The 19,525-nt window shown below is 69.0% G+C and carries 17 protein-coding genes; 4 read left to right on the forward strand and 13 right to left on the reverse strand.

All coding sequences use genetic code 11. The features are described 5' to 3' along the window. Position 1: 1 nt before the first annotated feature. Positions 2 to 826 carry an AraC family transcriptional regulator gene (locus HRJ34_RS09040; protein WP_208633905.1) on the reverse strand — a complete coding sequence of 275 codons (825 nt, stop codon included), beginning with the start codon at positions 824 to 826 and terminating at the stop codon, positions 2 to 4. Positions 827 to 915: 89 nt separating this feature from the next. Here HRJ34_RS09040 and HRJ34_RS09045 point away from each other — a divergent pair, with 89 nt between their 5' ends. Beyond that, a complete protein-coding gene (locus HRJ34_RS09045; RefSeq protein ID WP_029993459.1) occupies positions 916 to 1,677 on the forward strand; it encodes a class I SAM-dependent methyltransferase in 762 nt (253 codons plus the stop codon). A gap of 15 nt (positions 1,678 to 1,692) precedes the next feature. Here the strand turns inward: HRJ34_RS09045 and HRJ34_RS09050 are convergent, their stop codons facing one another. Next, entirely contained in the window at positions 1,693 to 2,373 is a 681-nt protein-coding gene (locus HRJ34_RS09050; protein WP_100213059.1) for an HAD family hydrolase, read from the reverse strand. Positions 2,374 to 2,435: 62 nt separating this feature from the next. On the opposite strand from HRJ34_RS09050, the gene glmU reads away from it, so the two are divergent. Both glmU and glmS read left to right on the forward strand, forming a co-directional pair. After that, positions 2,436 to 3,794 carry a bifunctional UDP-N-acetylglucosamine diphosphorylase/glucosamine-1-phosphate N-acetyltransferase GlmU gene (gene glmU / locus HRJ34_RS09055; RefSeq protein ID WP_030091649.1) on the forward strand — a complete coding sequence of 453 codons (1,359 nt, stop codon included), beginning with the start codon at positions 2,436 to 2,438 and terminating at the stop codon, positions 3,792 to 3,794. A 227-nt stretch (positions 3,795 to 4,021) separates the two neighbouring features. Next, positions 4,022 to 5,848: a glutamine--fructose-6-phosphate transaminase (isomerizing) gene (glmS, locus tag HRJ34_RS09060; RefSeq protein WP_016747349.1), complete on the forward strand. Its 1,827-nt coding sequence runs from the start codon at positions 4,022 to 4,024 to the stop codon at positions 5,846 to 5,848. Between the two features lie 81 nt (positions 5,849 to 5,929). Here glmS and HRJ34_RS09065 read toward each other — a convergent pair whose 3' ends face one another. The 10 genes from HRJ34_RS09065 to HRJ34_RS09110 form a co-directional block, all read right to left on the reverse strand. Continuing rightward, the gene (locus HRJ34_RS09065) at positions 5,930 to 7,990 is read right to left on the reverse strand and encodes a family 16 glycosylhydrolase (protein WP_208633906.1); all 2,061 of its coding nucleotides are present in this window, start codon (positions 7,988 to 7,990) and stop codon (positions 5,930 to 5,932) included. Between the two features lie 130 nt (positions 7,991 to 8,120). Beyond that, complete coding sequence (locus HRJ34_RS09070; protein ID WP_208633907.1) at positions 8,121 to 9,290, reverse strand: nucleotidyltransferase domain-containing protein; 1,170 nt, start codon at positions 9,288 to 9,290, stop codon at positions 8,121 to 8,123. Beyond that, positions 9,280 to 11,091, reverse strand: a complete 1,812-nt coding sequence (locus HRJ34_RS09075) for an ABC transporter ATP-binding protein (protein WP_208633908.1) — start codon at positions 11,089 to 11,091, stop codon at positions 9,280 to 9,282. The genes HRJ34_RS09070 and HRJ34_RS09075 overlap by 11 nt, the downstream gene beginning before the upstream one ends. 33 nt (positions 11,092 to 11,124) lie before the next feature. After that, the gene (locus tag HRJ34_RS09080) at positions 11,125 to 12,096 is read right to left on the reverse strand and encodes a serine kinase (protein WP_208633909.1); all 972 of its coding nucleotides are present in this window, start codon (positions 12,094 to 12,096) and stop codon (positions 11,125 to 11,127) included. Continuing rightward, positions 12,093 to 13,979, reverse strand: coding sequence for an asparagine synthase-related protein (locus tag HRJ34_RS09085; protein WP_208633910.1), 1,887 nt, complete (start codon positions 13,977 to 13,979; stop codon positions 12,093 to 12,095). The genes HRJ34_RS09080 and HRJ34_RS09085 overlap by 4 nt, the downstream gene beginning before the upstream one ends. Beyond that, positions 13,976 to 14,407 (reverse strand): lasso peptide biosynthesis B2 protein, encoded by a 432-nt coding sequence (locus HRJ34_RS09090; protein WP_049771283.1) that lies wholly within the window; start codon positions 14,405 to 14,407, stop codon positions 13,976 to 13,978. The genes HRJ34_RS09085 and HRJ34_RS09090 overlap by 4 nt, the downstream gene beginning before the upstream one ends. Next, positions 14,391 to 14,684, reverse strand: coding sequence for a PqqD family protein (locus HRJ34_RS09095; RefSeq protein ID WP_029993449.1), 294 nt, complete (start codon positions 14,682 to 14,684; stop codon positions 14,391 to 14,393). The genes HRJ34_RS09090 and HRJ34_RS09095 overlap by 17 nt, the downstream gene beginning before the upstream one ends. 90 nt (positions 14,685 to 14,774) lie before the next feature. Next, entirely contained in the window at positions 14,775 to 14,915 is a 141-nt protein-coding gene (locus tag HRJ34_RS09100) for a lasso RiPP family leader peptide-containing protein (RefSeq protein WP_012050720.1), read from the reverse strand. Positions 14,916 to 15,532: 617 nt separating this feature from the next. Then, positions 15,533 to 16,540, reverse strand: coding sequence for a phosphoribosyltransferase family protein (locus tag HRJ34_RS09105; RefSeq protein WP_030091657.1), 1,008 nt, complete (start codon positions 16,538 to 16,540; stop codon positions 15,533 to 15,535). 179 nt (positions 16,541 to 16,719) lie between these two features. After that, entirely contained in the window at positions 16,720 to 17,838 is a 1,119-nt protein-coding gene (locus HRJ34_RS09110; protein ID WP_208633911.1) for an NAD(P)/FAD-dependent oxidoreductase, read from the reverse strand. Positions 17,839 to 17,968: 130 nt separating this feature from the next. Here HRJ34_RS09110 and HRJ34_RS09115 point away from each other — a divergent pair, with 130 nt between their 5' ends. Then, positions 17,969 to 18,946 (forward strand): glycosyltransferase family 2 protein, encoded by a 978-nt coding sequence (locus HRJ34_RS09115; protein ID WP_016747338.1) that lies wholly within the window; start codon positions 17,969 to 17,971, stop codon positions 18,944 to 18,946. Between the two features lie 29 nt (positions 18,947 to 18,975). On the opposite strand, the gene rfbC is transcribed toward HRJ34_RS09115, so the two are convergent. Continuing rightward, positions 18,976 to 19,524, reverse strand: a complete 549-nt coding sequence (rfbC, locus tag HRJ34_RS09120) for a dTDP-4-dehydrorhamnose 3,5-epimerase (RefSeq protein ID WP_208633912.1) — start codon at positions 19,522 to 19,524, stop codon at positions 18,976 to 18,978. Position 19,525 lies beyond the last annotated feature (1 nt).

Genomic DNA, 19,525 nt, shown 5'->3' on the forward strand with positions numbered 1-19,525 from the left:
GTCAGCCTCGATCGCCCCCTGTCCGGCCCCTCACCCGCGACCGATAGTCGGCCGGCCCTTCGCCGGCCAGTTGGGCGAAGGCCTTGGCGAAGGCGCTGAGCGAGGCATAGCCGACCTCGGCCGCGACGTCGGTGACGCGGCCGCCATCGGCGAGCATCCCCATCGCCCGCAGGATGCGGAGCTGCGCCACCCAGGCCTGCCAGCCCATCCCCGTCTCGCGGGAGAAGGCACGGCGGAAACTGCGTTCCGACATGGCGGCGGCGGCGAGCGCCGCCGGCAGGTCGATCCCCGCCGGGTCGACCGCCGCCAGGTCCATCGCCCGGACGATCCCCGGATGCCGCGCGCCCGGCAGGCTGAGCGGCAGCTCGCTCTCCAGCCACTCGTCGCACATCAGCGCCAGCGTCCCGAAGAAGCTGCGCGCCACCGGATCGCGCTCGGCCACCGCCTGCGGCCAGCGCAGCGCGTGGAGGATCATCTCCCGCATCACCGGACTGGCGACGAGGATGCGCACCCGCCCGCCGCCGTCCGCAACCGCCTCGGGCGCGAAATAGAGCGAGGCGGTGTCGACGTCGTGGACCAGCGTGCGATGCCTCTGCCCCGCCGGAATCCAGGCGGCGCGGCCGGTCGGCAGGAGATGGCGGGCGGCATCGGTCTCGATCTGGATCGTGCCCACCACCGCATAGATGAGCTGGTGATAGGGATGATCGTGCCAGTCATAGGAAATGGCGCGCTCGGGATCGCGGAAGGAGAAGCCCTGCCCGCTGGGACGGGCCAGCCCATAATCTTCGAGCGCGGTGCGGGTGGCGGGCTGGTCGAGGGTACGCATTGGCCGATTCGCGCTGATCAATGACCGATCGACGTTAGCCGGCCATCCACGCCAAGGCTATAGCCCCTCCTCGATTTCGGGAGGACGAGATGAACGACGACAGCCAGCATAATGACCGGATCATCAGCCAGTTCACGCGATGGGCGCAGCCCTTCGCCGATCTGCCGATCCATTCCGCCGAGGACGGCATGGCGCGCACCCTCGCCGCCGCCGTGATCGCGCCGACCGATACGGTGCTCGACGTCGCCTGCGGCCCCGGCATCGTCGCCTGCGCCGCCGCCGCCCACGCCGCGCACGTCACCGGGATCGACCTGACCCCGGCGATGATCGAGCAGGCGCGGGTGCGCCAGGCGGCGGCGGGCCTCGCCAATCTCGACTGGCGGACCGGCGACGCGACCGACCTGCCCTTCGCCGACGCCAGCTTCGACCGGGTCGTCACCCGCTACAGCTTCCACCATCTGCGCGAGCCGGGCCGGGCGCTGGCCGAGATGCGGCGCGTCTGCCGCCCCGGCGGCCGGATCGTCGTGATCGACGCGACCCCCGCGCCCGAATGCCAGGCCGCCTATGACCGGATGGAGACGCTGCGCGATCCGTCGCACACCAGCGCCCTGACGCTCGACCAGTTGCGCGGGCTGGGCCGGATCGCCGGACTGGAGGAGGCGATCGTCGACGGTTATCGTCTGGAGGCGCTGCTCGCCACGCTCGCCGACGCCGACGACATGGCCGCGCTCGACGCGATGTTCGACGCCGACATCGCCAGCGGCGAGGATCGTATCGGCGTGCAGGCCTGGCGCGCGGCGGACGGCGTCCGCTTCCTCTTCCCGATCTCGATCGTCGCCTGGCGGCGCTGAGAGGCCGCGCGGCGATCAGGCCGCCGCGCGCGCCAGCCGTTCGAGGGTCGGAATGAGGTCGTCGAAATGGTCGATCAGCGCGGCGGCGCCGAGCTGATCGACCGGGCGATCGGAAAAGCCGAAGGTCACCGCGATCGTCGGGATATTGGCGGCGATGCCCGTATCGGTATCGGTGATCGAGTCGCCGACATAGGCCGCCCTGCCCCCGCCGCACCGCGCGATCGCCTCGAACAGCGGCGCGGGGTCGGGTTTGCGGACGGGCAGCGTGTCGCCGCCCACCAGCGCATCGAAGCGGTCGCTCCAGCCGAGCTCGTCGATGCAGCGCCGCGCCAGATGCTCGGCCTTGTTGGTGCAGACCGCGAGCTTGACCCCGCGCGCCGCGAGCCGGTCGAGCGCCGCGTTCAGGCCCGGGAAGATCCGCGTCCCGTCGGCGATATGGTCGAGATAATAGTCGATGAAGATAGGGAAGCCCCGCTCGACCAGTTCGTCGGTCATCTCGCCGGTCGCGGAGAGCCCCTTCTGGAGCAGCGCGCGGGCGCCATGGCCGACCATGTGGCGGACGTCCTCGGCCGGCACCGGCGGCCGTCCCAGCACGCCCAGCGCGTGGTTGAGCGCGGCGGTGAGGTCGGGCGCGGTGTCGGCAAGGGTGCCGTCGAGATCGAAGGCGACGACGTCGAAGGGAAAATCGGCTGGCATGGCGCGCTCCATCGCCCGGGCGATATGGAAAAGGCAAGCGCTTCGTGGCAGAGCAGCGCATCATGACCGACCGCCCCTTCGCCGCCCTGATCCTTGCCGCCGGCAAGGGCACCCGCATGAAATCCGATCTCCACAAAGTGCTGCACCCGATCGCGGGCAAGCCGATGCTGGGCCATCTGATCGCCGCGGTCGACCGGCTGGGCGCCGCCCGCAAGCTGGTGGTGACCGGCGCGGGGCGCGAGCAGGTCGAGGCGTTCGTCGCGCCGCTCGGCGTCGAGGTGGCGACGCAGGAGCCGCAGCTCGGCACCGCCCATGCCGTCCAGCAGGGCGAGGCCGCGCTCGCCGATTTCGACGGCGACGTCCTGATCCTCTACGGCGACGTGCCGCTGGTGCCGGCCGAGACGATCCGGCGGATGCTCGACCGGTTGCAGGGCGAGGACGCGCCGGTCGCGGTGGTGCTCGGCTTCCGGCCCGACGACGCGCTCGCCTATGGCCGCATCCTCGCGCGCGGCGACGGCACGATCGACGACATGGTCGAATATAAGGACGCGACCACCGAGCAGCGCGCGATCGACCTGTGCAATTCGGGGCTGATGGCGGTGCGCGGCCGCGACCTGTGGCGGCTGCTGGCCCAGGTCGGCAACGACAATGCCGCCGGCGAATATTATCTGCCCGACATCGTCCGGATCGCGCGCGCCGAGGGCGGCCGGTCGGTCGTCGTCGAGGCCGAGGCCTGGGAGGTCGCCGGGGTCAACAGCCGCGCCGAGCTGGCCGCGGTCGAGGCCGAATGGCAGCGCCGCCGCCGCCTCGCCGCGATGGCCGACGGCGCGACGCTGATCGCGCCCGAGACGGTATGGTTCAGCCACGACACCATGGTCGGCCGCGACGTGGTGATCGAGCCGCATGTCGTGTTCGGCCCCGGGGTGACGATCGAGGACGGCGTCGCCATCCACGGCTTCAGCCATGTCGAGGGCGCGACCGTGCGGACCGGCGCGGAGATCGGCCCCTATGCGCGGCTGCGGCCGGGAGCGGACATCGGCGAGGGCGCGAAGATCGGCAATTTCGTCGAGGTCAAGAACGGCCGTTTCGGCAAGGGCGCCAAGGCCAACCACCTCTCCTATATCGGCGACGCCGACGTCGGCGCGAAGGCGAACATCGGCGCGGGCACGATCACCTGCAACTATGACGGCTTCCTCAAATATCGCACCGTCATCGGCGAGGGCGCGTTCATCGGATCGAACAGCGCGCTGGTCGCGCCGGTGACGATCGGCGACGGCGCGATCGTCGGCGCGGGATCGACCGTCACCCGCGACGTCGAGGCCGATGCGCTGGCCGTCGCGCGCGGCCAGCAGGAGAGCCGCGCCGGATGGGCCGCCCGCTTCCGCGAGGCGATGAAGATCAAGAAGGCCGCGCGCAAATAGGGATCGTTTCCCGCTACGACAGCGTCATCCCGGCGAAAGCCGGGATCTCACTTCTCTTCGTTTCTCGCCCCGGAACGGAGAAAGGCAGGGAGATCCTGGCTTCCGCCAGGATGACGGAGCATCTGGCGCTTCCCAGACCCAATCCATCCTCCCGATTGTCAGCCGCGATTAATAGTGCTTTGAGCACGAAGCGGCCGGATGGTCGTGACGGATGCGGGGCGTGGTCGATGTGTGGCATTATCGGCATATTGGGCAAGGAAGACGTTGCGGGGCGGCTGCTCGAAGGGCTGCGGCGGCTCGAATATCGCGGCTATGATTCGGCGGGCATCTGCACGATCCACGACGGCGCGCTCGATCGCCGCCGCGCCGAGGGCAAGCTCGACAATCTCGCGAAGAAGCTGGCGGCGGAGCCGCTGCCCGGGGTGATCGGCATCGCCCACACCCGCTGGGCGACCCATGGCGCGCCGACCCAGGACAATGCCCACCCCCATGCGACCGGCGAGGTGGCGCTGGTCCACAACGGCATCATCGAGAATTTCAAGCCGCTCCGCGACGAGCTGATCGCCAAGGGCCGCACCTTCGAGAGCCAGACCGACACCGAGGTCGTGGCCCACCTGATCTCCGCCGACGTCGAGGCGGGGATGGACCCGGTCGAGGCGGTGCGGACCAACCTCAAGCGGCTGCATGGCGCCTTCGCGCTGGCGATCCTGTTCCGCCAGAACCCGGACATGCTGATCGGCGCGCGGCTCGGCTCGCCGCTGGTCGTCGGCTATGGCGAGAATGGCGAGACCTATCTCGGCTCCGACGCGCTGGCGCTCGCCCCGCTCACCCAGAAGATCGCCTATCTCGAGGAGGGCGACTGGGTCGTCATCACCCGCGAGAAGACCCAGATCTACGACCGCGACGACCAGCCGGTCGAGCGCGCCGTCGTCCATTCGGGCGTGTCGAGCCTGTCGATCGACAAGGGCAACCACCGCCATTTCATGCTCAAGGAGATCTACGAGCAGCCGATCGTGGTGGCGCAGACGCTGAAATCCTACGTCCGCCGCCTGGAGGAGCAGGTGTCGCTGCCGATCCCCGACTTCGACCTGGGCGCGATCCGCCGCGTGTCGATCGTCGCCTGCGGGACGAGCTTCTATGCCGGCATGGTCGCCAAATATTGGTTCGAGCAGTTCGCCCGCGTGCCGGTCGACCTCGATGTCGCATCGGAGTTCCGCTACCGCGAGCCGGTGATGGAGGACGGCGGCCTCGCCCTGTTCATCAGCCAGTCGGGCGAGACCGCCGACACGCTGGCGGCGCTGCGCCACGCCCGATCGGAAGGGCAGAAGATCGCGGTGGTGGTCAACGTCCCCACTTCGACCATGGCGCGCGAGGCGGACCTGCTGCTGCCGACCCATGCCGGGCCCGAGATCGGCGTCGCGTCGACCAAGGCCTTCACCTGCCAGCTCGCGGTGCTCGCCGCGCTCGCCGCCAATCTGGCGCGGGCCAAGGGCCGGCTCGACGCCAAGGCGGAGAAGGAGATCGTCCGCCACCTGTCGGAGGCGCCGGCCGCGATCAACGGCGCGCTCGCCTATGACGAATCGATCGAGGCGATGGCGAGCGTGATCGCCGGCGCCCGCGACGTGCTCTATCTGGGCCGGGGGCCGGACTATCCGCTGGCACTCGAAGGGGCGCTGAAGCTCAAGGAGATCAGCTATATCCATGCCGAGGGCTATGCCGCCGGCGAGATGAAGCATGGGCCGATCGCCCTGATCGACGAGAATGTCCCCGTCATCGTTATCGCGCCCAGCGGCCCGCTGTTCGACAAGACCGTGTCGAACATGCAGGAGGTGCAGGCGCGCGGCGGCAAGGTGGTGCTGATCTCCGACTATGACGGCATCCAGGCGGCGGGCGAGAATTGCATGGCGACGATCACCATGCCGAAGGTCCACCCGCTGATCGCCCCGATCGTCTACGCGATCCCGGTCCAGCTGCTCGCCTATCATGTCGCCGTGGCGAAGGGGACCGACGTCGACCAGCCCCGCAACCTCGCCAAGTCGGTGACGGTGGAATAGGCCTCCAGAGTACCGTGTGTTCCACCACTTCCGCTCCTCAGGATGTGCGGAGGTGGTGTATCAAATGAGCCTCACGAGACTTTAGACCACGAAATCGGCGGTGCCGATCCAGGCCGGATCGACCGCGCCGAGGTTGATCGCCGAATCCACGGTGGCCCCGCCGCTGCCCGAATAGAAGATATAGGTATCGGCGCCGACCCGCATCGCCGCCACCTCGCCCAGGCCGGGATGGGCGTCGAACAGATGCTGCGCCTCGGCCGCCGCCGCCGACAGGCTGGCCTGCGCCGCGCCGGTCATGACCGCGGCGGGCCTGAAACCGATCGACAGCAGGTCGACCCCATCCTGGAAATCGGCGATGCGATCGGGCGCGGCCAGGGTCGAGCCGCTGCCCGCGAAGACGAAGCGGTCGATCCCCGCCCCGCCGGTCAGCAGGTCGGCGCCGAGATCGCCCGACAGGATATCGTTGCCGTCGCCGCCGATCAGCGTGTCGTTGCCCTGCCCGCCGCGCAGATAGTCATTGCCGATCCCGCCATCGACATGGTCGTTGCCGAGATTGCCGTTGATGCTGTCATTGCCTTCGCCGCCCCTGATCGAGTCGTCGTCGGCGCCGCCGTTGATCCGGTCCGATCCGTTGCCGCCGTCGAGCGTGTCGTTGCCGGCATTGCCCTGGAGATAGTCGCTGCCGTCGCCGCCATCGATGAGATCGGCGCCGTCCGGCCCGCCATAGGGCGACTGGCCGTAGAGATGGTCGTTGCCCGCGCCGCCATGGATGGTGTCGGCACCGGCCCCACCCTGGATGTCGTCATGCCCGGCGGTGCCGGTCAGCATGTCGTCGCCGGCCCGCGCCTGCCCCGGCGCGGAGGGCAGCTCCGACAGCGCATAGGCGCGGACATAGTCGATCTTGTAGTCGGCCAGCAGCGATCCCGTCGTCCCCGACGTCACCGCCAGGTTGAGGATCATGTAGAAGGGCTTGTGCATGTCGTCCGGGGTCGGCGCCGTCTTCACGGCGGTCCCGTCGATATACCAGGTCAGTGAATCCTCGGTCCACAACAGGCCGTAGCTGTGCATGCCCGAGGTCGCGCCGTCGACGAAGGTCTTGGTGTAGGACTGGGTATGCGCGCCGGTCTCCTTGGTGTGGAGCGTCTGGACCGTCTGCTCGGTGCCATAGGCTTCCATGATGTCGATCTCGGGCGGCCAGGAGCCGTCCGTGGGCATCAGCCAGAAGGCCGGCCACGCCCCCTTCTCGTCGGGCAGCTCCAGCCGCGCCTCGAAATAGCCGTAGGTCTGCGACCAGACGTCGCGCGTCGTGATCGCGCCCGACATATAGTCATAGTTCCACAGCGCGCCCTTTGCATCGGCGGGCATGTCGCTGGCGGTGATGGTGAGCACGCCGTCGGCGATCCGGAAGGGATTGAGGCCAAGCTCCGTGGCCCCGGTCCCCTTGAACTGCGGATCGACGTAGATCTCCTCCTCGCCATTGCCGCGCAGCGTCCGGTTGTCGAGGCCGCTCTTGTAGGCGCCCCCGCCATACCAGGTCTTCCATGTTCCGCCGCCGTCCTTGCTCCACAGGTCGAAGCGGTCGAACTCGTCGGCGAAGCTGGGCGTCAGGCCCGACCGGTCGAGCGGAAGCTGGAAATTGTCAGCGGTGAAGTCGCCGATCGTAGCGTTCCTGATCGTCACCGCATCCTGGCCTGACAGGCGCAGGACGACATCGCTGCCCTGCTGCGTCATCGCGCCGAGGACGGTCTCGAAGCTCTTGAAATCGGTGAGGCCGGCAAGGCGGATGACGTCGGCGTCGGCGGCATTGCCCGGCTTGAAGTCGTTGACGACGTCGTTGCCCGATCCCGCGCCGAAGATGAAGACGTCCGATCCGCCGCCACCGGTCAGCGTGTCGCTGCCGCCGCGCCCCTCGAGCTGGTTGGATTCGCCATTGCCGACGATCCGGTTGGCGAGCGCATTGCCGACCCCGGCATAGCTGCCCCAGATCTCCAGGTTCTCGACATTGTCGGGCAGGACATAGTTGGTCTGCGCGATCACCTTGTCGGTGCCGCCACCCGTCAGTTCGACAATATATTTCGGAACCGTACCAATAGAATATGTATTCGAGGACGCATCCCCGACGATCTCGCCGCTATAATTCATGATTGCCCGCCTGCTCGCATGCGCAATGCCATGAAGGCGGACAGTTTACGAATCCTAAAAGCCGATCAGGCGTGAAATGACTTTCGGTGATCTACTTATTCGAGCCGAAATGATATGGTCACTGTTCGTCTTAGCGTGAGATCAGGCGGCTGATCTCGGCGGCGGCGGCGAAGCCGGCTTCGCCCGCATAGGCACCGATCCGCCCGAACGGGCCGATCGGATCGCACAGGTGCCAGAGCAGGTGGCGCCGCTTCGGCCAGGCGATCGCCGGGTCCTCGGGCGACAGGCTCATCGCGGCGAGCGTCGCCGGGTCGAGCGACCGCATCGGCCGCCGGACCGGCGCCGGCGGCAGCGCGACGGGCAGCAGCACCCCCGCGCAATCCCAGGCGAAGGCGAGGAGGTGGCGGATGCCCTGCGCCCGCGCGACGACGTCGAGCACATGGCGTTCCTGCTCGGACATGGCGAGGAGCTGCGCCGCGAGGTCGGCGAGGTAGCGCAGCGAATGTTCGCGATGGAAGGCCGCCTTGACGAAGCCGATCGCGGCGAGAAGGCAGGCGTGGATCGTCGACAGCACCGGGATGTCCGCGCTGCCGAGCGCCATGCGACGGCCGTTGCCGATATAGGAAGCGGTCTCGCGCGGGGCCGGGCAGCCCGGCTGCTGGACGCGGTGGTGGAGATCGACGGTGGCGAGCGAACGGCCGGGCGGCACGAAATGCTGCTCGCCCAGATAATGGAGCCACCAGCGGCTCTCGCAACGCTCCGCCGGCGCATAGCCGAGCGCGCGCAGCACCTCCGCCGCGCGGTCATAATCGTGGCGATCGACCAGCAGGTCGAGGTCCGAAGAGGGCCGGGCGAAATAATCGCCATAGAGCGCGCGCAGCAGCAACGGCCCCTTGAGCACGACGAAGCCGACCGAGGCCGCATCGAGCGCGCCGCTCACCCGCTGCACGGTCGACAGGTTGACGCTGTTGATCATCAGCGCCCGCTGGCGGAACGCCTTGACCGCCGCGCCGACCCTGGGCGGCGCCGCGATCCCGCTGACGAGCAGGCCGTGCTGGACCTGAACGAGCAGCCGCCCGCGCGCCGCCATGCCGATCAGTTCGTCCCAGTCGAACCGGTCGCCGCGCGGCGGCAGCGGCCGGGGGACGCCGTCGAGCGCGCTCGCCAGCAGCGACAGCAACAGGGCGTGCTCGGCGCGGCGATCGATCCCGGTCGCGACGGCCTCCGTCGTCGCCGGACGATCGAACGCGCCGTCGAGCGCCGATGCGAGGCCGCCGGCGGGGAGCGGTTCACTCGCCATGCGACGCGGACCGGGTGACGACGGCGGCCGGCGCAGGGCCGGTCCGCTGCGGGGGGAAAGGGACGACGCCGTCGAGGCTTACGGGGCCGCAGACGCGCACGCGCCCCTGCTCGATCTGGACGACCTGGTCGGCGATCGCGGTGATCCGGGCGCGGTGGGCGATGACGAGGATCGCCATCGTCCCGCGCAGCCGTTCGAGCGAGCGGATGATCAGCGTCTCATTATCCTCGTCGAGCGCGCTGGTCGCCTCGTCGAGGATCAGCAGGTCGGGACGGCGCAGCAGCGCGCGGGCGAGCGCGATGCGCTGGCGCTCGCCGCCCGACAGGCGGATGCCGCGATCGGCGACGACGGTGTCGAGCCCGGCGGGCATGCGCGCGACGAAGCCGGCCGCGCCGCTCGCCTCCAGCGCCGCCCACATGCGCGCCGCATCGGCGCCCGGCGCGGCGACGGCGAGGTTGGCGGCGATGCTGTCGTTGAGCAGGAAGCCGTCCTGCGGGACATAGGCGACCCGATCGCGCCAGGCGCGCAGGCCGCAGCCGTCGAGCGGCCGGCCGTCGAGCAGCACCCTGCCCGCGCTCGGCTCGACCAGTCCCATCACCATGTCGGCCAAGGTCGTCTTGCCGCTGCCGGATGGTCCCGCGATCGCGGTGATCCGGCCGGCGGGAATGGCGAAGCTGACGTCGCGGAGCACCGGCAGGCCGCCCGCGCCGTAATCCATGCCGACCCGGTCGAACCTTATCTCGTGCCGCAACGGCGGGACGGCGGCGAGATCCGCGCCCTCGTCCTTCTCGCGATCGGCCTCGAACCGCGCGATCAGCCGCCGCGAATCCTGCCAGGCGGGCAGGTGCGACAGCAATTGCTGGAGCGAATCCTGGATCATGTTGAAGCGCGGTCCGATCCGGACGAACAGGAACAGCAGCACCGCGATCCGCGCCAGCGGCAGGTGGAGCACCGCAACCGAGACATGGATGAAGCCGACCGCCGCGACCGCGCCGACGAGCTGGAACAGCAGCGTGCCATTGGCGGTCGCGCGGGCGAAGCGGAGCATCTCGTCGCGTACCTCGCGCAGCATCGCCTCCAGCCGCGCGGCATAGCCCGCCTCGGCGTTGAACGCCTTGGCGACCTTCATGCCGGCGAGGAATTCGGAGATCATGTGCTGCTGGTCGGCCAGCGAGGCGCCGAGCGTCTCGCCGAAGCGGGTCGCCCGGCGACGGACCGGATAGAGCGCGAGCAGCACCACGCCGCCGACGCCGACCGCGAACAAGGTCATCACCGGCGAGATCGCCGCGGCGAGCACCGCATAGATCGCCACCATGACCAGCGCCTGCAACAGCAGCAGCAGGTTGTAGACGGCGGCGCGGACCCGCTCGACATCGCCGGTCAGCGCCTGCTGGAGATCGGCGGCGCGGGTCGCCGCGACGCGGGTCCAGCGCGCCGCGCCGATCGCGCGGAACAGCCGCAGCCGGATCGCGTCGACGCAGAGCTGCATCATCCGCGCGACATGGACCGCCTTGAAGCGGGTGAGGACCGCCTGCGCCGTGACGAAGGCCAGGAAGCAGCCGAGCAGCGGCACGAGGGTGATCCGGGTAGCCGGATCGAACAGATGCCCGACCAGCGGCAGGCTCGCCATCGGCACGCCGCCGCCCGCCCCGCCCGCGAACTGGAGCAAGGGGATCAGCAGCAGGATCGAGACGCCTTCGGACAGGCTGCCGAGCAGCAGCAGGACGAGCGCCGTCATCCCCCGGCCGCCGCTGCGCCGCAGGACGAAGCCGGCGAAATCGGCGATCGGCCCGATCCTCATCGCCCGCCCCCGATCCGGATCGCGCCCCGCATCTCAGCGCTCCCCGAGCAGGGCCTGGACGAAAGCCACGGTCTCGCCGAGCCGATCGAGCCCCGCCGGCACATGGAGCCGCGACACCCGCGCGGTGCGGGCGAGCCGGGCGCAGCGTTGCAGATGCCGGGCCTCCGCCTCCCCCGCCAGCACCGCGCCGCCGAAGCGCGCGATGTAGGAGAAGCGCATGATCGCGCCCAGGGCGTCGAAGCCTTCGAGCGGCTCGGCCATCGGCGTCTCGCCGCCGCGCGCGAGGACGAAGACATGGTCGGGCCGCATCTGCCGGTGGGAGAAGCCGCCGCCGAGCCGGAACTGGCGCTTGGGCAGGCTGGCATGGGCGAGCGGCAGCGCCTCCGCATCGCCAAGGTCGATCGCGGCCGAACTCTCCTCGGACAGCTTGAGCTGGGCGAAGGCGGGCAGGATGCGCGGGACGAGCGGATCGACCAGGTCGATCGCCAGCAGGTCGTCGGTCAGCAGGCGGTGGCCGGCCTCGACGAATGCCCCCGCAGTGGTCGATTTGCCGGCCAGCTTGTCGCCGACGAACACCGCGCTCCTGCCGCCGACCGCGACCGCGCTTGCATGGAGCACCAGCGCGCCGCGCATATGGAGCATCAGTCCGAACACCGGCCCCAGCAGCGGAAAGGCGAGCAGCGCCGTCGAGACGCCGGGATAGGGCTCGACGTCGATCCGCGCGGGGCCGTGGAAGCGGAAGGCGGCGACGCCGGGCCAGGCGAGATAATGGCCGCCGTCCGGATCGAGGTCGATCACCAGCCCGCTCCCTTCAGGCGGCAGCGGACGACCGCAGGGCGCGAGCCGGATCGACAGGTCGGCGTCGCGGCCGACGAGGGCGGAGGGCGACAGCTCGGGCAGCGGGATGTCGGACCGGATCGACAGGCCGAACGCGAAATATTCGGTCGCGGGCGGCCCCTGAAGGGTCGCCGCTTCGCTGAATTCCTCGCGGCTGAGCTTCCTCATGCGGCGGCCTCCCTTTCGATGATCTCGGACCAGCCCCCCGAAACCCGTTCGCGGCGGTCGAGCCAGACCGCCAGCATCAGCACCCGCCAGGCCGCGAACAGCGACGCGCCATCGACCGCGCGGCCCCGGTCGAGCAGCCGGCCGAGCGCGACCCGCGCCGCGTCCATGTCGACGAAGCGGCCGATCCCCGCCCGGTCGCGGCCGACCAGATCGGCCAGCGCCTGCCGCCGGCGCGGCAGCGCATCGGCGAGCGCAGGTGCGAAATCATATTTGTCGGGTCGCAGCCGCACCGGATCGGGCAGCAGCCCGGCCATCGCCTGCCGCAGCACATGGCGGGGCAGGCCGTGGTTCAGCTTGTGATGCGACGGCAGCGACAGGCAATATTCGACCAGTCGCAGGTCGTAGAAGGGGTAGAGGCCGGCGACCCCGGCCGCCGCGCCCATCCGGTCGAGCACCTCGAAGCCATAGCCCTGCTGCGGCGCGGTCAGCAGCTCGATATGGACGTCGCGCTCGCTATGGCGCGCCGATCGCTTGATCGAGCGATCGGCATGGCGTTCGGCGAGGCCGACGCGCGCGGCGAGACCGGGTTCGACCAGCGACGCTCCGGCGATCTCGCCCTGATCGGCCCGACCCAGCCGCGCCCGGATTCGATCCCAGCGCCCGCGCGCGAGGCGGACATAGCGGTTATGGCTCAGATAGGGCGACAGGATCGACCAACGGCCGACGCCATAGATGCCGGCGATGCCGGCGCTCTCCTCCCAGAGTCGACGCCACTCGCCTCGGGCGGCCAGCTCGTTGAGGCGGCCCAGCCCGTGCGACACCACCTCGTCGCCGCCATGGCCGTCGAGCAGGCGAGTGAGGCCCGCCGCCCGCGCCCGGCGGTAGAGGCGGCGCGACAGGCTGGCATTATAGGCGACGAAGGGCCCCTCCTGCTCGTCGAGCAGCGCGGGCAGCTCGGCGACCGGGTCATGGTCGGCGGCGTCGATGAAGCGCGGGTCGAAGCCGCCCCGGTCGAGCACCGCCTCGATGAACGGCCGCTCGTTCCAGCCGGGCGTGTCGTCGAGCATCATCGACAGGCTCGGCATCCGCCGGCCGGTGGCGGCGAAGCCCTGCGTCGCCTGCACCGCGATCGCCGAGGAATCGAGCCCGCCGCTCAGCATCACCCCGACGCCGTCGCCGCGCGCGCGGCGGCGGACGACCGCCTCGGCGAACAGCGCGCGAAATCCCTCGGCCGCGTCGGCGCGCTCCTCGACCGGCACGTCCCGCGGATGCCAGTAGCGCGCGATCCACACCCCTGCCTCGGTCAGCGTCAGGCTGTGGCCGGGCGGCAGGCGGCGGACGCCGCGATGCAGCGTGATCGCCCCGTCGGCATAGCCGCCCGCCAGCAGATCGGCGAGGCCCTGCTCGTCGATCGCGTCGCCGATCGCGGGAAGCGCGGTCAGGAAACGGGTGAGGCCGGCGGCGGCGAACAACTTGTCGTCGAGCGCATAATAGAAGGGCCGGACGCCGAAATGGTCGCGCGCGCAGAAGATCGCTCCGCGCCGGTCGTCGCGGATGACGAAGGCGAAATCGCCGGCCAGCCTGCGGACGCAATCGCCCTCCCAGCGCCGATAGGCGGCAAGGATGACCTCGGCGTCGGACGAGCCGGGATGGAGCCGCAACGCCGCGATCAGCTCGCGGCGATTGTCGAGCCGCGCGTCGGCCGCGACGAGCGCCATCGCATCGGCCGAGCCGGCGAGCGGCGCGGACGCGGCCATCGCCCAGGACCGCCCCCGCCGCCAGTGGCAGGGTCCGCGCGCGCGCAGCGCCGCCTCGGCACGATCGGGAAGGGCTTCGGCCATGGGCGCGCCGTCGCGGCGGAACAGGGCCGCGAAGCCGCTCATCGCAGGCCGGCCTGGAGATCGACGAGCGGCGTGAAGCGGGAAAGCTGCTCGTCCTGCCCGCCGATCAGCACGGCGTCGCCGTCGACCAGCCAGGCATGCGCGGCGATCCGCCCGTCGTCGCGCCGGCGGACGCCGATGCGGATGCGGGTCGGATGGCCGGCGCGGGCGCGGAGATAATGGAGGGCGAGCGCCTGGGTGAGGCAGGTCGCCCCCGGCACGATCCGCGCGCCATGCTTGACGCACCATATGTGGAGATGCGCATGCGCGCCGGACGGGCGCGCGGGCGCCGCCTTCGCGATATGGTCGAGCACGACGCGGTAGCCGAACAGGGCGAGGCCGATGCGGACGGCCGCCACGACCGCGAGGCATTGCACGAGCAGGCGCCCGTGCCGCCACGCCAGCGCGGCGCGCCTACGCCACCGAAACATGCCTGATCTCGACGAGGCCGGCCGCGCTCATCGCCCCCAGGAGGGCGTCGAGATCGCGGGTGCAGCGATCGGGATCGACATCGAAGGTCTCGAGCACCGATCGCCGCAGCGCGCCGACCTCGGCATGGTCGCCGAGCCGGCTCCAGACATGCGCGCTCACGCGGTTGAGCTTGAAGTAGCGCCGCGTCCGCAGATCGAGCAGGACGGCGCCGCCGTCGAGATCGCAATGGACGACGTCGCCACCGGGAATGACGAGCGAGGACGGGTTGATCGACATCTGCTCCCCGACAGGATCTTCAAGGACGGGAAACGGACGAAGAGGGCCAACTGCGGTGTCCCGCAGTTGGCCAGTTCGTCACGTCTCCGATCAGGAAAAGGTCAGGTCGGAGACCGGGGTCCCTGCGGAGAAGCTGGCGTCGAGGACCGAGCCGTTGGCTCCGCCCTCGGTGATCTCCTCGAACAGGCCCGCATCGATCAGTTCGGGCGTCTCATATTCAGTTTTGGGCATTACAACCTCCCATGAACGCAAAAGACCGGCCATGCAGGCCAGCCGCCCCCATGACCGGTCGACCGGAAGACTGTTCCGACTACCCGAATCTGTCAATAATGCCGCAAAGTCACCTTAAGCACTTTCGCGGTTCATCGATCATTCATGACAATCCGATGCAAGCATTTTCATTTCTTTATCTAGATAAACCTATCGAGATTCTGAAAATATTTTCGAGATACTACTCAATACAATGTTGAGTATTTTGATATCATATCGCAAAATATCCAGATTTGATTTGAAAAATACATGGATTTTAACTTTAGTTAACCGGACTTCCTGGAAGGATGGACTTTCCCTGGCCGCCCGGTCGATCATTTGGTCATCGCCGCCCGGAGATCGTCTTCCTCCGTAAAACCCCTTAGCCGCCATTACTGAACAGCGGCGTTTCGCCGAGCGACAAGCCGGGCCAGCGCCCATTGCGCAGGCGGTACGACGGACGGTGGGGTAAGCGAGGCTGTTCCGCACCCGCCGATCGTCGAAACCGGGGCGGGCGGCCCCTGGCCTTGCCGGGAATGCTGCGCCGCAGCTTCGCGGCGGGACGGCGTCGCGCGAATCGAAGACCGGGAAGCCCGACCTCAGACCATCAGCGACCGCAGCTTGCGGACGAAGGCGGTGCCGATCGGCGTGCTGCGGAGCGCCCGCAGCAGCGCCTGCCGCATCCCCTGCCCCATCGTGTCGGGCGGCGATTTCCGCCGCTGGAAACGCTGGCGCGCGGCTTCGGCCTGATGCTCCGGCCAGACGATGCGCTGCGCCTCGATGCTCAGCACCGGGCGGCCGCTCAGGTCGGCGATCTCGATCGCCTGGCGGTCCTCGCTCTCGACGAACAGGCAGGCATTGGTCTTGCGGTAGACCCGCGCCTTGTGGACGGCGTGCATCTTCAGCCGCCGCCGTTCCTCGGCCGAGGGCAGGTCGAGCATCCACAGCCGCTCATAGTCGACGCCGTGCGCGCGCAGCCATTGCTCGGTCTGGGCGCGATATTTCTCCAGCCGGCTCGTCACCAGATGCTTGATCGGGACACCCGGCAGGTGGAGCGGCTTCGCGTTGACGAGGAACTGGCCATAGCGTTCGCCATCGTCATTCTCGTCCTCGGCGGGATCGTGGCACAGCACTCCGTCGATGTCGAAACAGGCATCGCCCAGCCGCCGGTGGCGCATCAGGTTCCACTGGAAGATGCGCGGATGGCCGACGATCTCCAGCCAGACGTCGATCTCGGGATGGTCCTCGCGCGCGGCATAGACCGCGCAATAGGTGATGTCTGCGCCCAAGCCGGCCGCCGCCAGCCGGGTCCGCACCTCGACCATCGATTCCCCCGACAGGATGCTGTCGTCGACGACGAGCACCCGCGCCGGCGCCGTCGATCCGTCGACCCGCATCGTCGGCCGGACGGTCCGCCCGACATAGGGATCGAGCCCGGCGACGAAGCTCTCCAGATCAAGGAACGGCAGGTTGAGATGGGTGGCGAGCATGTTGGCCGCGAGCATGCCGCTGCGCGGTATCCCGACGATCAGGTCGATATCCGCCGGCAACCGGTAGCTGTTCCGCGCGATCGTCGCCGCAAGGTCGGCAAAAGAGCGATATTCCATCGCCGGGAGACTCCATATCCCCTGTCCATGACCTCACGGCGCACCCCTGCACCGTACCCCAATATGCTGAAGCTATTGGATTATTCCCGGACTGTAATTGGTCATGCTGCAAAGCGGTATCGCCGCAGGGCGAAGCGTTGCCCCGCCCGGCGCGGCATCGGCTTGTGCGGCGCGGAAGGTCAACCGCCCGAAGCGCCGGCCTCCAGCCGCGCCGCGACCAGATCGGCGATGGCGAGCGAGGCGGTGAGGCCAGGGGACTCGATCCCGAACAGGTTGACCAGCCCCGGCAGGCCGTGCCGCTCGGGCCCGTCGATCCGGAAATCCGCGACCGGGGCGTCGGGCCCGCCGATCTTGGGCCGGATGCCGGCATAGCCCGGCTGGAGCCGGTCGGGATCGATCCCCGGCCAGATCAGCCGCGCCGCCGCCAGGAACCGCGCGCCGCGCGCCGGATCGACGCTGTAGTCGACCGCGTCGATCCATTCGACGTCGGGGCCGAAGCGCGCCATCCCCGCCATGTCGAGCGTCAGATGGGTGCCGAGCCCGCCCGGCACCGGCACCGGATAGACGAGATGGCGGAACGGCACCTTCCCGGCATAGGTGAAGTAGACGCCGCGCGCATAGCGGATGTCGGGAACATGCTCGGCCGCCAGCCCTTCGGTCGCGCGGGCGAGCCGGTGCGCGGCGAGCCCGCCGGCGTTGACGACGCGCCGCGCGACCAGCGTCGGCTCCGCCTCGCCGTCGATATGGACGCCCCAGCCGTCGCGATGCCGGGTCAGCCGGGTCGCCCTCGATCGCGCCGCGAAGATCGCGCCATGCGCCGTCGCCTCGCCGAGCAGCGCGGTCATCAGCCCGTGCGAGTCGACGATCCCGGTCGACGGCGACAACAGCGCCGCATGGCAGCGCAGCTCGGGCTCGAGCGCGGCGGCCTCGCGCGCGTCGAGGCGGCGCAGATCGTCGACCCCGGCGGCCGCCGCGGTCGCCAGGATCGCGTCCAGTCCCGCCGCCTGGGCGGCATCGGCGGCGAAGATGACCTTCCCCGTCCGCCGGTGCGGAACCCCTCGATCCGAGCAATAACGATAGAGCAGCTCGCGCCCTTGCATGCACAGCGCGGCCTTCAGCGAACCGGGCGGATAATAGAGTCCGGCATGGATGACCTCGCTATTCCGTGCGCTTGTCCACGTACCGAACGCCTCCTCTCCATCAATAACGATCGTTTCATGGCCGTAAATAGAAAACCTCCTGGCAACAGAAAGCCCTATAACGCCAGCACCAACGACAAGCGTGTCAATAATCCTCATATGTGACGTCCATCACAATCTATTCATATACTGCTACATTACTGAAACACTTTGTTAAGATGCTTTGCCTCCCCGGCCACCCTGTGCTAAGGGATTCTACGGGGATTGTATGCGTAACACAGGAGGCGCTATGCGCACCGTTTCCGCTGTGGTTCTGACCTACAACCGGAAAGACCTGGTCGAGGAATGCCTGAAGGCGATCCAGGCCCAGACCGTCCCGGTCGAACGGATCATCGTCATCGACAATGGCAGCAGCGACGGCACCGCCGAGATGCTGGCCCGCAACTGGGCCGACCGGATCGAGCTCCACATCCTGCCGAAGAATGTCGGCGCGGCCGGTGGCTTCAACACCGGCATCCGCATGGCCTATCGCGCCCAGGCCGACGGCATCTGGGTGATGGACGACGACGTCATCCCCGATCCCGACGCGCTGGAGAAGCTGCTCGACGCCGACCGGCTGCTCCGCGCGCGGGAGATCGACCCGCCCTTCGTGGTGTCGACGGCGCGGACGCCGGGCGGGATCGTCACCAACGTCCCCGACATCGACCTCAGCCGCAACAGCCTGTCCTACCAGAACTGGCCCGAGCTGCTCGAACATTGCCTGGTGCCGGTGCGACGCGCGACCTTCGTGTCGATCCTGATGCCGCGCGCGACGCTCGACCAGTTCGGCCTGCCGATCGCGTCGATGTTCATCTGGGGCGAGGACACCGAATATACGACGCGGATCACCCGCGAGCGGCCCGGCTATCTGGTCGGCGACAGCAAGGCCGTCCATGTCCGCCAGCTCGACGGCAAGCTCGACATCCGCACCGAGGTCAACCCGACGCGGATCGGCTATCATTATTATTTCCTGCGCAACCAGGCCTATAATGTCCGTCGCTACCAGTCGAAGGGCGCCTTCATCCGCCATGTCGCGCGGCAGGGCAAGCTGGCGCTCCAGCTCCTCCTCTCGGGCCGGTTCGGCAAGGCGCGGATCGTCGCGGCGGGCACGCTGTCGGGCATGCTGTTCCACCCGGCGATCGAGGCGGCCGACGCGCCGGTCGACATGTCGGGCTGGCAATCCTTCATGATCGTCGCCGACAAGCTGCTCCAGCAGACGGCGGCCTGAGCCGGACGCCCGGCGGCGAGGCGCGCGGATCAGAATATCGGTTCCGCCGACCGGTCGATCAGCGGCCAGTTGGCGTCCTTGTCGGATATCGTCGCGACCGGCAGCGGCCAGCTTATCGCGAGCAGCGGATCGCTGTAGCGCACCCCGCCCTCCGCATCGGGCGTGTAGGGCGCGGTGACCAGATAGCTGACCTCGATATCGTCGACGAGCGTCTGGAAGCTGTGCGCGAAGCCGGGCGGCACGTAGAGCTGGCGGCGGTTGTCGGCGGACAGTTCGAACCCTTCATGTCGCAGATAGGTCGGCGATCCGCTGCGCATGTCGACGATCACGTCGAGGATCCGGCCACGCACGCAGCGGACCAGCTTCGCCTCGGTAAAGGGCGGCCGCTGATAATGCATGCCGCGGATCGTGCCGGCCTGCGCCGACACCGACATGTTCTGCTGGACGAAGTCGGTGAGCAGGCCGTGCGCCTCGAACTCCTGGCGGCAGAAGGTCCGCGCGAACATGCCGCGCTCGTCGCCGCGCGGCTCGACCTCGATCAGCCGCGCGTCCTTCAGCGTGGTCTCGTGGAAGATCATG

The sequence above is a fragment of the Rhizorhabdus wittichii genome (assembly GCF_017607425.1).
Lineage (GTDB): Bacteria > Pseudomonadota > Alphaproteobacteria > Sphingomonadales > Sphingomonadaceae > Rhizorhabdus > Rhizorhabdus wittichii.

Coding starts and splice junctions, on each gene's coding strand:
- HRJ34_RS09040 (WP_208633905.1), bottom strand. CDS start 826: ATGCGTACCCTCGACCAGCCCGCCACCCGCACCGCGCTCGAAGATTAT.
- HRJ34_RS09045 (WP_029993459.1), top strand. CDS start 916: ATGAACGACGACAGCCAGCATAATGACCGGATCATCAGCCAGTTCACG.
- HRJ34_RS09050 (WP_100213059.1), bottom strand. CDS start 2,373: ATGCCAGCCGATTTTCCCTTCGACGTCGTCGCCTTCGATCTCGACGGC.
- glmU (WP_030091649.1), top strand. CDS start 2,436: ATGACCGACCGCCCCTTCGCCGCCCTGATCCTTGCCGCCGGCAAGGGC.
- glmS (WP_016747349.1), top strand. CDS start 4,022: ATGTGTGGCATTATCGGCATATTGGGCAAGGAAGACGTTGCGGGGCGG.
- HRJ34_RS09065 (WP_208633906.1), bottom strand. CDS start 7,990: ATGAATTATAGCGGCGAGATCGTCGGGGATGCGTCCTCGAATACATAT.
- HRJ34_RS09070 (WP_208633907.1), bottom strand. CDS start 9,290: ATGGCGAGTGAACCGCTCCCCGCCGGCGGCCTCGCATCGGCGCTCGAC.
- HRJ34_RS09075 (WP_208633908.1), bottom strand. CDS start 11,091: ATGAGGATCGGGCCGATCGCCGATTTCGCCGGCTTCGTCCTGCGGCGC.
- HRJ34_RS09080 (WP_208633909.1), bottom strand. CDS start 12,096: ATGAGGAAGCTCAGCCGCGAGGAATTCAGCGAAGCGGCGACCCTTCAG.
- HRJ34_RS09085 (WP_208633910.1), bottom strand. CDS start 13,979: ATGAGCGGCTTCGCGGCCCTGTTCCGCCGCGACGGCGCGCCCATGGCC.
- HRJ34_RS09090 (WP_049771283.1), bottom strand. CDS start 14,407: ATGTTTCGGTGGCGTAGGCGCGCCGCGCTGGCGTGGCGGCACGGGCGC.
- HRJ34_RS09095 (WP_029993449.1), bottom strand. CDS start 14,684: ATGTCGATCAACCCGTCCTCGCTCGTCATTCCCGGTGGCGACGTCGTC.
- HRJ34_RS09100 (WP_012050720.1), bottom strand. CDS start 14,915: ATGCCCAAAACTGAATATGAGACGCCCGAACTGATCGATGCGGGCCTG.
- HRJ34_RS09105 (WP_030091657.1), bottom strand. CDS start 16,540: ATGGAATATCGCTCTTTTGCCGACCTTGCGGCGACGATCGCGCGGAAC.
- HRJ34_RS09110 (WP_208633911.1), bottom strand. CDS start 17,838: ATGAGGATTATTGACACGCTTGTCGTTGGTGCTGGCGTTATAGGGCTT.
- HRJ34_RS09115 (WP_016747338.1), top strand. CDS start 17,969: ATGCGCACCGTTTCCGCTGTGGTTCTGACCTACAACCGGAAAGACCTG.
- rfbC (WP_208633912.1), bottom strand. CDS start 19,524: ATGATCTTCCACGAGACCACGCTGAAGGACGCGCGGCTGATCGAGGTC.